Source organism: Candidatus Nasuia deltocephalincola, from assembly GCF_024820135.1.
This window is the reverse complement of sequence record NZ_CP094197.1, coordinates 1-12,065: the sequence shown is the minus strand read 5'-3', so window position 1 is coordinate 12,065 and position 12,065 is coordinate 1. Positions and strand designations below refer to the sequence as shown.

The following is a 12,065-nucleotide window of genomic DNA, read 5'->3' as shown; positions in this document are numbered from 1 at the left end:
AAGCAAACTAACTATTATAAACTTAGATGTACTGCTTAAAAATATAATATTGGAGATAATTTCTATAATAATTTTTAAATAAAGATTACCCTTTTTATTATTAAAATTTAAACCAAAACCCAATAATTTATGTAATTTTAAATTTTGAGTATATTTAGAAATTTTATATAAAATAAAACCATACAATGTAAAAATTTTTAAGTATCCACCAAAGATAGATTTTATAAAATCTATAAAAAAATCAAAACTTAAATCATTACTTTTTTCTTTTCTTGAATATAAAGAATGATTTTTTATTTTAACATATATAAAAATATTTTTTAATATATCTTTTTTTTCATAAAAAATATCAATATAGCTATTATTAGTTGAATATTTTTTTAATTTAGCTAAACATAAAACATCTTTTATAATTCTACCCAAACCTTTACAGTATAGGCAAACTTCAGAAAAAATATGGCCTCTACCTTCACATTTAAAACATTTTTGTTTAAATGTGAAAATTCCTTGAGTAACACTATAAAACCCAGCGCCGAAACATTTGGGGCAAAGTTTTATATCAGAACCTATCTTAAAACCTTTTCCGTTACACTTATCGCATATAAAATTAAGAGGTATTTTAATATCCATTAAAGATCCATAAACGCAACATTCTAGGTCAACATCTAAAGAAAAATAATTTTTATTATCTTTTTTAGAGCTTTTTTGAAATATAATATTAAATATATCATCTAAAGAAGATTCGGAATTAGAAAAATCAGTAAAAGTGGTAGTAGTGTAGTTAAAAGGGTTCCTATTAGAATCATTTTCATTTAATTTATCTTTATTTATTATACGATCATAAGCATCTTTTATTTCTTTGAACTTTTCTTCAGATTTTAAGTTGCCTTGATTCCTATCGGGATGGTATTTCATAGCGAGTTTTTTGTAAGCCATTTTAACATCTTCAATATTTGAATCTTTAGGAATGCCTAAAATTTTGTAATAATCTTTCATAAAAAATCAAAAAATAAAAAATTAATAAAAATCATTAAGACTTATTATTGGCTTCAGAATTTTCACCAACTTTATCTTCATTTAAATTTTCACCAATTTTTTGTGATAATTTTAATAATTCTTCAGTTTTATAATCTATTTCAACTTTTTCTGATTTCAAGTTAGATAATAATAACTCTAATTCATTTATTAATAAATTAACATTATTTAAATAAGAGGGTTCTAATTTTAATTCATAATCTTTTAAAGATTTTTTGGTGTTGTAGACCAACTCTTGAGCCTTGTTTCTAGATTCTGTCAAATCTTTCACTTTTTTATCCTCATTTGAATTAATTTCAGCCTCTTTAACCATTTTATTTATTTCATCTTCTGATAAACCTGTATTAGCTTTAATTGTAACTTTATTTTCTTTCAGCGTTGATTTATCTTTTGCTTTAACACTTAATATACCGTTAGCATCTATATCAAAAGTAACCTCTATTTGTGGTACCCCTCTGGGTGCTGGAGGAATACCCTCTAAATTAAATTCGGCAAGTAGTTTATTATTGACAACCATCTCTCTTTCCCCTTGATAGACTTTTATAGTTACAGAAGATTGATTATCATCAGCTGTTGAATATATTTGAGAATATCTTGTTGGTATAGTAGTGTTTTTATTTATCATTTTAGTCATTATGCCGCCCAGTGTCTCAATACCTAAGGATAGTGGTGTCACATCCAACAATAAAATGTCTTTTCTTTCACCAGATAAAACTTGAGCTTGTATTGCAGCACCTATAGCGACTGCCTCGTCAGGATTTATGTCCCTTCTGGGCTCTTTAGAAAAAAATTCTTTTACTTTTTCAATAACTCTCGGCATCCTTGTTTGACCTCCAACCAATATAACATGTTTTATGTCTGTTATATCTATGTTTGCATCTTTAATTGCTGTTACGCAAGGTTTAATTGTTGAATCTATTAAATCTTCAATTAAAGATTCTAAAGTCTTCCTACTTAATTTATAATTAATATGTTTAGGGCCATATAAATCGGCAGTAATATAAGGTAGATTTATATCTGTTTGTAAGGTTGTAGATAATTCTATTTTTGCTTTTTCAGCAACCTCTTTTAATCTTTGAATAGCTAAAACATCTTTAGATAAATCGACGCCATCATTTTCTTTATTAAATTCATCAAGTATATAATCAATTATTTTGTGATCAAAATCTTCACCACCAAGAAATGTGTCGCCATTTGTGGCTAAAACTTCAAACTGTTTCTCGCCATCAATGTCTGTTATTTCAATAACAGACACATCAAAAGTGCCACCCCCCAAATCATATATAACTATTTTGCAACCCTTTTCAGAAATTTTATCTAAACCAAAAGCAAGGGCAGCGGCAGTGGGCTCATTAATTATTCTATTTATAGTTAAACCTCCAATAAGTCCAGCATCCTTAGTTGCTTGTCTTTGATTATCGTTAAAATATGCAGGTACTGTTACAACGGCCTCGGAGACAGAATATCCTAAATAATCTTCTGCTGTTTTTTTCATTTTTTTTAAAATTTCTGCGGAAATTTGTTGAGGTGCAATCTTTTTACCGTTTATTTCAACCCAAGCATCGCCGTTATCCGCTTCAACTATTTTATATGAGACTGTATTTAGATTTTTTTGAACTTCATCTTCATTAAATCTTCTACCAATAATTCTTTTTATAGCATATACAGTATTTCCAGGATTGGTCACCGCCTGTCTTTTGGCAGGAACACCTACTAAAATCTCGTTATCCGCTAAATATGCGACAACAGATGGGGTTGTCCTAGAACCTTCTGAGTTTTCCATAACCTTAACCTGGTTACCCTCCATAACAGCAACACAAGAATTTGTTGTTCCTAAATCAATACCTATTATTTTTTTATTCATAAAATTTTAATTATATTTTTTAAAAATTAAACTTTATTAACTATAACTAAAGCAGGCCTTAAAACTCTTTCAAAAATATAATAACCTTTTTGTAAAACATTAATTATACTATTATCTTTTTTTTCGCCAATACTAACCACCGAAACTGCCAGATGCTTGTGTGGGTTAAAAGTGTCACCTGTTTTAGGTAAAATAAAAGTTATTTTTTTTTTATTTAAAACACTTAAAAACAGTTTTAATGTTAATCTTACTCCATCTAAAATATTTTCATTATTAGAAAACTTTATATTTAAAGTAGATTCTAAACTATCAATAACAGGCAGGAGGTTTTCTGAAAAATCTTCTATAGAGTATTTATATGATTTAGAAACCTCTTCATTGAATTTCTTTTTTGAATTTTCTAAATCTGCTACACTTCTTAAATATGATTCTTTAAAAAAAAAAGTAGTATTTTTATATTTATATAAATATTTATTTTGCATTAAAAATAAATAATTAAAATTATTTTTAAAATTTAAATTTATATTTTTTTTTACTACCTTTTTTTCAAAATAATTATAATTTCTTTTATAATTTATGTTTTTTTTACTTAACATTTTTAAAAAATTTTTAATAATTTATTTATTTTTTATAATAAATAAAATAAATAAATATAAAAATATAAAAGAAAATTTTAATAAAAAAGAATATTTATTAAAATTAAAAAATAAAAATTCAATTAAAAAAAATATATATAAAAATAAAAAAGTTTTTTATTTTGGTTATATATTATGTTCTAACAAATGTCCAAAATTTTTTAAAAAAATAAAAAATAAAAAAATTTTTAAAAAAAACAATTTCATATTTTTATCAATCAACAAAAAAGAAAATTCTTATATAATAGAAAAAAATTTAAATAGATTTAAAAAAAAAAATATAAACTCACTATATAGTAATTTAAAAAAAAAAATAATATTCTCAAAAATATTTAAAATAATATATAAGTATAAAAAAAATAAAATAAATCATAGTCAAATTTTATATAATATAAATTTTAAAAATAAAAAATATATTAATATTGAAAAAATTTAAATATTAAAAATATTTAATTTTAATTAATTTTTTAAAATATAAATTAAATATATATAAAAATAAATAAATATATATGAATATTAAAATTTTAATTTTAAAAATTTTATATATTTTTTTTATTGTTTAAAGTAAATTATAAAGTATTAAAAAAAATAATTATTTTTTATAATATTAAAAAAAATAAAGTTTAAAATGATTTGATTTAAAAGTTGATTAAACTCAAAAATAAAAATATTAATATTTTTAATTATAATATTAAAAAAAAATAAAACAAATAATAAAATAATATATATAATATTAGAATCTAAAAATATATTTTTATATAAATATTTAGAAATAATAAAAAAAATAAAAAATATGTGTTTAGAAAATATAATAAAAATAAATAAAATTAAAAAAAAAAATATTGAAAAAATTTTAATATTAGAAAATCTATTAAAAGAAAATATACCTATAAATTATAAAATAAACATAAATAATAAAAGTATAAAATATGAAAATTTATTTATAATGCTAAAAAATAAAATAAAATGAAAATATAAAACAAATTTTATATTAATATTAATATTAATAATATTAAAAATTAAATATTTAAACATAATAATAAATAAAAATAAAAAAATAAATATAATTTATAAAATATGCGGTAAAACAATAAATAAAATAAATGTAATTAATTTACAATTAAAAGAAAATATATTAGAATGTTCAACAAAATTAATAATGAATATTATAAATATTATTTTTTTATATATTATAAAAAATAATAAAAATAAAATATAATAAAAATAAAAATTTTTAAATAAAATTCATAAAAATAAAAATAAAAAAGCTAATAAAATATAAGAAAATATATTATAAATAAAAAATAAAAAATAAAAAATTTTTTAAATACTATTTTTATATATTATTAAAAACAAAAGACAGGCTGCAGTATAAATCAAAAACATCCTCTAAACCAAGTGACACTCTTAATAGTGGATCGTTAATATTTAAAAATATTTTTTCTAAAAAACTTAAAGATATGTGAGTTGTTGTAGAACAATTAGTAATTAAGGTCGAGATATCGCCGAGATTTGCTGTATTTAAAAAAAAAATATTATCAACAATTTTTCAAGAATTTATTCTCATCATCTCCAAAGTGCTACCTTTTATTAGAAATGAAAATATAGAATTAATGAAAACTTGTTGAAAATTTAAAATTTTATAATTAAAATAATTAAGATTTCCCGCATAAAATATTTTTAAAATAAATAAATTATATTTAAAAATCCTTAAAAAAATATATAAATTATATATTTGATTTTTCATTCTAATAAATAAATGTTCCAAACTCTTAAATATTATTCAAGCATTAAAAGATGAGATACTAAAACCTGAAAAACGCAAAAAAGAAAAAATATTTAAAAATAAAAAATAATTATTAGTTAAAACTACACCTCCCAAAACTCTTCCCTGGCCATCAAAAAACTTTGTGCAGGAGTGTACTACAAAATTAATATTATAAATAATAGGATTTTGTAAAACAGATGAAGAAAATGTATTATCAACAATAAATAAAATATCATATTTTAAAGATATATATGAAATTATATAAATATCAAATAATTTTAATAAGGGGTTAGAAGGAGTCTCGATAAAAAATAATTTAATAAAAAATATATCATAATAAAAAAAATTTATATTAAAAAAATTTATAAAAATAGCAATTATATTAAATTTATATAAAACATTTGAAAAAAAATTTAAAGTAGAGCCAAATAAATCTATTGACGTATAAAAAATATTTCCAGAAAATAAAAAATTTATAAACAAAGAAACAATCGCTGACATCCCTGAAGAAAAAGAAATGCAGTATCTAGATTTTTCAAAAAAGGCTATTTTTTTTTCCATAATATTAATTGTTGGGTTAGAAAATCTGGAGTAAATATTATAAAAATTTGAAAATTTAAAAAATTTTTCTGCATAATAACAATTTTTAAAACAAAAACTGGAATTTAAAAATAAAATATCTGAGTTTTCTCTAAAAAAACTTTTTAAATTATTAGTTTTTAAAAAACTATTATTTTTAAAAAACATTTAAATTAAATAAAATAGATTAAAAAGAAAAAAAATTAAAATTTTAGATATTATAAAATATATTATAAAAATTAAAAAATAAAAAAATAAAAAAAAAATACGATTAAAATAAAAATATAATAATTTAAATATATTCATAATAATAATAAAAAAAAATAATATTTATAAATTTAATTAAATCGTAATTAAATAAAAAAATATTAAAAATAGATTTTTTATTAAATTCTATAAAATATTTATTTAAACAATTCATTAAAAAACTGTAATTAAAACCATAATTTTTTAAAAAAGAATTAATAAAAATTATTCAACAACTCTTAAAAAATCTTTTTTTATTTTTTCTATCCCTATAGGAATATAAAAAAGATTTTATAACAGATTGTTTAGAAATAGTAAAATTATTTTTTCTTCTATTAATATAACCTTTAGATAATTTAATTATTTTTTTATGTTTAAATTTACAAGAAACACCCCTTTTAACTCTTACCATTAATTCTATATAATATTTTTAAATTTTTTAAAATTATTCAAAAAAAATCTATTTCTTAAATATTTTTTAAAAAATTTATTTTTATTTATTAATAAATGATTTTTTGAAGATCTTAAAAATTTTATTTTAAAATTATTTTTTAAATATATAAAAGATCTCTTTAAAATCGATTTTTTACTTTTTTTTTTTAACATTTTTAGGTCTAAAATTTAAAAATATATTTTTATTTGATAACTTTGGAGAGTTTATTAATATTCCAGAACCAGATATATTAAAAATTATTTTATCTATATTATTTTTTATAATTTTGAACTTCAAAACTTCTCTTCCTTTAATAATTAGTGTAACCTTTACACATAAATTATTACTTAAAAACTTTTTAATAAGATTTATTTTATTTAAATAATCATTATTAGATATAAATAAATGAAATTTTATTTCTTTGATTTTTTTATTTTTTTTTATTTTAATTATTTTATTAGTTTTATTATTTAAATTTTTATTTTTATAATTTTTTTTTGATTCTAAATATAAAAATTTTTTATATTTAATTATTTTACAAATAGATAAATTGTTTTTTGTACCTATTTCAACTAAATCTAAATTTAAAATTTTTGAATTTAATATACAATCGTGTTTTTTAAAAACACCCAAATACTTAGAATTAATATCTATTAATTTTATAATACTATTAGTAACAAAGTTATTAATCTTATAATCCGTTTTCATAATAAAATAATATAAATTTTAAAAATTTAAATAATAAAATTAATTATTACTTATAATATTTAATATAATAAAAATAAAAATATAAATTAAAGTTATACAAAATATATATAAAAATAGACTTAATTGGAATCGAACCAATGGCCAACACTATGTCGTAGTGCCGCTCTCCCTCTGAGCTATAAGTCTTGTTTTTAACAAAAACCTACTTTCTCATTAAAAACAATATCATCGGTAAACTATTATTTAACAATTCTATTCGAAATGTTTAGAAGTTGATCTAATAGAAATAATTATCAAAAATAAAAATATATTTTATCAAACCTTACGAGCAATTAGTATTGATAAGCTAACACATTACTATGTTTACACTTTCAACCTATCAAAGTTTTTATCTTAAACAGCTCTTTAAAAAAAAAAAATTTTTGGGATATTTAATCTTGAGAATAATTTCCCTCTTATATGCTTTCAGAGGTTAATTAAACCAAACTTAGCTACCCGGCAGTGCTGTCAGCCAACAACCGGAACACCATATGTTTGTCCACTTCGATCCTCTCGTACTAGAAGCAGGTCCCCTCAAATATCCAACGCTTGCGGCAGATAGGGACCAAACTGTCTCACGACGTTTTAAACCCAGCTCACGTACCTCTTTAAATGGCGAACAGCCATACCCTTGGAACCTTCTGCAGCTCCAGGATGAGATGAGCCGACATCGAGGTGCCAAACACCGCCGTCGATGTGGACTCTTGGGCGGTATTAGCCTGTTATCCCCAGAGTACCTTTTATCCGTTGAGCGATAACCAATCCATAAAGAATTATCGGATCACTATGACCTGCTTTCGCATCTGTTTGACAAGTATGTCTAACAGTTAAGCGCGTTTAAGCCATTACACTAAAACACGATTTCCAAACGTGAATAACGCACCTTTGTACTCCTCCGTTACTCTTTAGGAGGAGACCGCCCCAGTCAAACTGTCAACCATGCAGTTTTCTAAAATTTAGATAATAATTAAAGTTAAGAAGAATAAAATTTCAAGGATGGTATTTCACGGTTGATTTCCTACAGAACTGGCGCCCTGAGATCATAATCTCCCACCTATTCTACACAAGAAATTTTAAACTACAATACAAGGATACAGTAAAGGTTCATGGGGTCTTTCCGTCTTGCCGCAAGTAGTTCGCATCTTCACGAACATTTCAATTTCACTGAGTCTGGGGAGGAGACAGTGTGGCCATCGTTACGCCATTCGTGCAGGTCGGAAATTACCCGACAAGGAATTTCGCTACCTTAGGACCGTTATAGTTACGGCCGCCGTTTACTAGGACTTAATTTAAAAGCAAAAACTCTAAAATTTTAATCTTCTAGCACCGGGCAGGCGTCACACTTTATACATCTAGATAATATTAGCAAAGTGCTGTGTTTTTATTAAACAGTCGCAGCCACCATTTTTCAAGACCTTAAAAAAATCATAAGTTTTTATGAATATTTTAAGGTGTACTTTTTTCCGAAGGTACAGTACAAATTTGCCGAGTTCCTTCTCCCCAGTTGTCTCAAGCGCTTTAGAATATTCATCCCATCCACCTGTGTCGGTTTATAGTACGATTATTAATAAATAATTTTAGAAGCTTTTCTAGAAATTAAAATTTTTATTTTAAATTAAACTACCTCTTAAAAACAATTTTAATATTTATTAAAAATAAAAGAAATAATTAACCAAGAACTTAAAACTTGGCTAAAATATAATAATTTTAAACTTCATAAAAATTTAATAATAGTATAGGAATATTAACCTATTTATTCATCGATTACGCTTAAGCCTCATCTTAGAATCGACTAACCCTATTTTGATTAACATAGAACAGGAAACCTTAGATTTACAGCGAAGAAGTTTCTCACCTCTTTTATCGTTACTCATGTCAGCATTCTCACCTCTAATATCTCCAAAACAATTTACAAATGTCTCTTCTACGATCTATAGAGAGCTCTTCTACCATATGAAAAAATCATATCCATAGCTTCGGTATACGACTTAGCCCCAAAAATTTTCCGTATTAAAAAACTAAATTAGTGAGCTGTTACGCTTTCTTTAAAGGATGTCTGCTTCTAAGACCACCTCCTAATTGTCAAAGTTTTAAAACATCGTTTAAAACACTTAGTCGTATTTAAGGACCTTAACTAATGATCTGGGTTGTTTCCCTCTCGACAAAGAACGTTATAGCCCATTGTCTGTTTCCAGTGATTATATTTTATAGTATTCGTAGTTTGCTATTTAAAAAGAATCTTTTAGAGAATCTATTTAAATTACAGTGCTCTACCTCTAAAAATAAAACAAAAGACGCTACCTAAATAGCTTTCGAAGAGAACCAGCTATCTCCAAGTTTGATTGGCCTTTCACCCCTATCCACAATTCATCCCCTAACTTTTCAACGTTAGTGGGTTCGGACCTCCAGCAAAAACTTTCATCCTGATCATGGATAGATCACTTGGTTTCGGGTCTATATTTAAAAACTAAAACGCTCTTTAAAACTCGCTTTCGCTACGCCTACTTTAAAAAATTAAGCTTGCTATTAAATATAACTCACTGACCCATTATACAAAAGGTACGCCGTAACTTTTTATAAAGCGTCGACTGATTGTATGTGTGTAATTTCAGAATCTATTTCACTCCCTTAGTAAGGGTTCTTTTCACCTTTCCTTCACAGTACTAGTCCACTATCGGTCAATTTCATATATTTAATTATAGAGGATGGTTCCCCTTATAAAATTTTTAAACAAGATTTCACATGCCCCGTTTTACTTGATTTTATAAATATAAATTTTTAATAATTATTTTATTTTAAAGGACTTTTACCCACTTTGGTTAAATATTCAAAAATATTAAAATAATAAAATATTAAAAATTTATAAAACTTAATTCCTTTTCGCTCGCCACTACTAAGGAAATCTCATTTTGATTTTTTTTCCTTTAATTACTAAGATGTTTCAGTTCATTAAGTAATTTTTTATAACATATTTTTTAAATTATAAATAATATATAAATTAGGTTACCCTATTCAGAAAACCACGGATCAAAATAAGTTTCCCCGTGATTGTCGTAAAACGTCTTTCATAAATAAAATTGCCAAGGCATCCTTTACACACAGTTTATTATTTGATAAATATTTAAAAATTTAAAAATTAGGTTTGGCTGGAATCGAACCAGCACCCTTTGCCTTATCAAAGCAATGCTCAAACCAATTAAGCTACAAACCTGTCCTATTTGCAAATGTTCGGCTAAAAAAAAAATGTTATCCAGCCACACCTTCCAGTACGGCTACCTTGTTACGACTTCACCCCGGTTACAGGTTTTATTATGATAAAAAATCTTCTTTTTAAAAGTTAGAAATTTTTATTTCAAATAAAAGCTACTCCCATGGTGTGACGGGCGGTGTGTACAAGACCAGTTAACGTATTCACCGCAGCATGCTGATCTGCGATTACTAGCGATTCCAGCTTCATGCACTCGAGTTGCAGAGTACAATCCGAACTAGGATTGATTTTTGAGATTAGCTCCATTTTGCAATTTAGCAACTTTTTGTATCAACCATTGTATGACGTGTGAAGCCCTACCCATAAGGGCCATGAGGACTTGAAGTCTTCCCCTCCTTCCTCCAAGACTTATCGTCGGCAGTTCTCTTAAAGTACTTAAAACTTAGCAACTAAGAGTAGGGGTTGCGCTCGTTGCGGGACTTAACCCAACATCTCACGACACGAGCTGGCAACAGCCATGCAGCACCTGTGTGTTAGTTCTTTTTCAAGCACTTTTATCTCTCAATAAAATTCTAACCATGTCAAGAGTAGGTAAGGTTTTTCGTGTATCATCGAATTAATCCACATCATCCACCGCTTGTGCTGGTCCCCGTCAATTCCTTTGAGTTTTAATCTTGCGATCGTAGACCCCAGGCGGTCGATTTAACGCGTTAGCTTCGCTACTAAAAATTTTAACAGCTAATCGACATAGTTTAGGGCGTGGACTACCAGGGTATCTAATCCTGTTTGCTACCCACGCTTTCGTGTATAAGCGTCAGTTGTAATCAAGAAAAATGCTTCCGCCTTTGGCATTCCTTTGTATATCTGCACATTTCACCGCTACACACAAAATTCTATTTTCTTATATTAAACTCTAGTTTAAAAGTAATTTATACATTTTTTGAGTTGAGCTCAAATATTTAATATAAATCTTTTTAAACAGCCGGAACACACTTTACGCCCAATTATTCTGATTAACGCTAGCACCTCACGTATTACCGCGGCTGCTGGCACGTGATTAGCCGGTACTTATTCTTTAAGTACATTCATTAATTTTAATTATTAGTTAAAACTTTTTATTCCTCAAAAAAAGTGTTTTACAGCTTTAAACCTTCATCACACACGCGACATTGCTGGATCAAGCTTGCTCTCATTGTCCAATATTCCCCACTGCTGCCTCTCGTAAGAGTCTGGGCCTTATCTCAATCCCAGTGTGGCTATACATCCGCAAAGAATAGCTACTGATAAAAGTCTTGGTAGTCTTTTAAACTAAAAACCAACAAACTAATCAGACATCAACCAATCTTACAACATGAGGTTTTCCCCACTTTGATCCTTAGATTATTGTTATGCGGTATTATATTAATTTTCATTAATGTATCCCCCATTGTAAGGCATGTATCAATGCATTACTCACCCGTTCGCCACTTGGAAAAAATCCACGTTCGACTTGCATGTGTAAAGCATGTCGCAAGCGTTCAATCTGAGCCAGGATTAAACTCTTAAAAAAA

Annotated in this window: 9 protein-coding genes, 2 tRNA genes and 2 rRNA genes; 2 read left to right on the top strand and 11 right to left on the bottom strand. The window is 25.3% G+C overall.

Annotated elements, in window-relative coordinates; translation table 4 throughout:
* The 3 genes from MP021_RS00065 to grpE all read right to left on the bottom strand — a co-directional run.
* Positions 1 to 996: DnaJ domain-containing protein (locus MP021_RS00065; RefSeq protein WP_259286569.1), on the bottom strand; the 996-nt coding region annotated here is incomplete at its 3' end.
* A gap of 34 nt (positions 997 to 1,030) precedes the next feature.
* Positions 1,031 to 2,899, bottom strand: coding sequence for a molecular chaperone DnaK (gene dnaK, locus MP021_RS00060; RefSeq protein WP_259286568.1), 1,869 nt, complete (start codon positions 2,897 to 2,899; stop codon positions 1,031 to 1,033).
* A 26-nt stretch (positions 2,900 to 2,925) separates the two neighbouring features.
* Complete coding sequence (gene grpE, locus MP021_RS00055) at positions 2,926 to 3,495, bottom strand: nucleotide exchange factor GrpE (RefSeq protein WP_259286567.1); 570 nt, start codon at positions 3,493 to 3,495, stop codon at positions 2,926 to 2,928.
* Between grpE and MP021_RS00050 the strand changes: the two genes are divergently transcribed.
* Positions 3,476 to 3,970 carry a hypothetical protein gene (locus MP021_RS00050; protein WP_259286566.1) on the top strand — a complete coding sequence of 165 codons (495 nt, stop codon included), beginning with the start codon at positions 3,476 to 3,478 and terminating at the stop codon, positions 3,968 to 3,970. The genes grpE and MP021_RS00050 overlap by 20 nt on opposite strands.
* A 192-nt stretch (positions 3,971 to 4,162) precedes the next feature.
* A complete protein-coding gene (locus MP021_RS00045) occupies positions 4,163 to 4,753 on the top strand; it encodes a hypothetical protein (RefSeq protein ID WP_259286565.1) in 591 nt (196 codons plus the stop codon).
* Between the two features lie 117 nt (positions 4,754 to 4,870).
* Here MP021_RS00045 and MP021_RS00040 read toward each other — a convergent pair whose 3' ends face one another.
* The 8 genes from MP021_RS00040 to MP021_RS00005 all read right to left on the bottom strand — a co-directional run bounded on the left by MP021_RS00040 (position 4,871) and on the right by MP021_RS00005 (position 12,064).
* Positions 4,871 to 6,049 (bottom strand): PLP-dependent transferase, encoded by a 1,179-nt coding sequence (locus tag MP021_RS00040; protein ID WP_259286564.1) that lies wholly within the window; start codon positions 6,047 to 6,049, stop codon positions 4,871 to 4,873.
* Positions 6,050 to 6,173: 124 nt separating this feature from the next.
* Entirely contained in the window at positions 6,174 to 6,539 is a 366-nt protein-coding gene (rplT, locus tag MP021_RS00035) for a 50S ribosomal protein L20 (RefSeq protein WP_259286563.1), read from the bottom strand.
* Between the two features lie 5 nt (positions 6,540 to 6,544).
* Positions 6,545 to 6,733, bottom strand: a complete 189-nt coding sequence (locus tag MP021_RS00030; RefSeq protein WP_259286562.1) for a hypothetical protein — start codon at positions 6,731 to 6,733, stop codon at positions 6,545 to 6,547.
* Complete coding sequence (infC, locus tag MP021_RS00025; protein ID WP_259286561.1) at positions 6,714 to 7,268, bottom strand: translation initiation factor IF-3; 555 nt, start codon at positions 7,266 to 7,268, stop codon at positions 6,714 to 6,716. Before infC ends, MP021_RS00030 begins: the two co-directional genes overlap by 20 nt.
* Before the next feature lie 114 nt (positions 7,269 to 7,382).
* Positions 7,383 to 7,454, bottom strand: a tRNA-Val gene (locus MP021_RS00020).
* Positions 7,455 to 7,579: 125 nt separating this feature from the next.
* Positions 7,580 to 10,423: ribosomal RNA gene (locus MP021_RS00015) — 23S ribosomal RNA — on the bottom strand.
* A 21-nt stretch (positions 10,424 to 10,444) separates the two neighbouring features.
* A tRNA-Ile gene (locus MP021_RS00010) sits at positions 10,445 to 10,518 on the bottom strand.
* 27 nt (positions 10,519 to 10,545) lie between these two features.
* Positions 10,546 to 12,064, bottom strand: a 16S ribosomal RNA gene (locus MP021_RS00005).
* The 16S and 23S rRNA genes sit together here with 2 tRNA genes alongside, the layout of an rRNA operon.
* Position 12,065 lies beyond the last annotated feature (1 nt).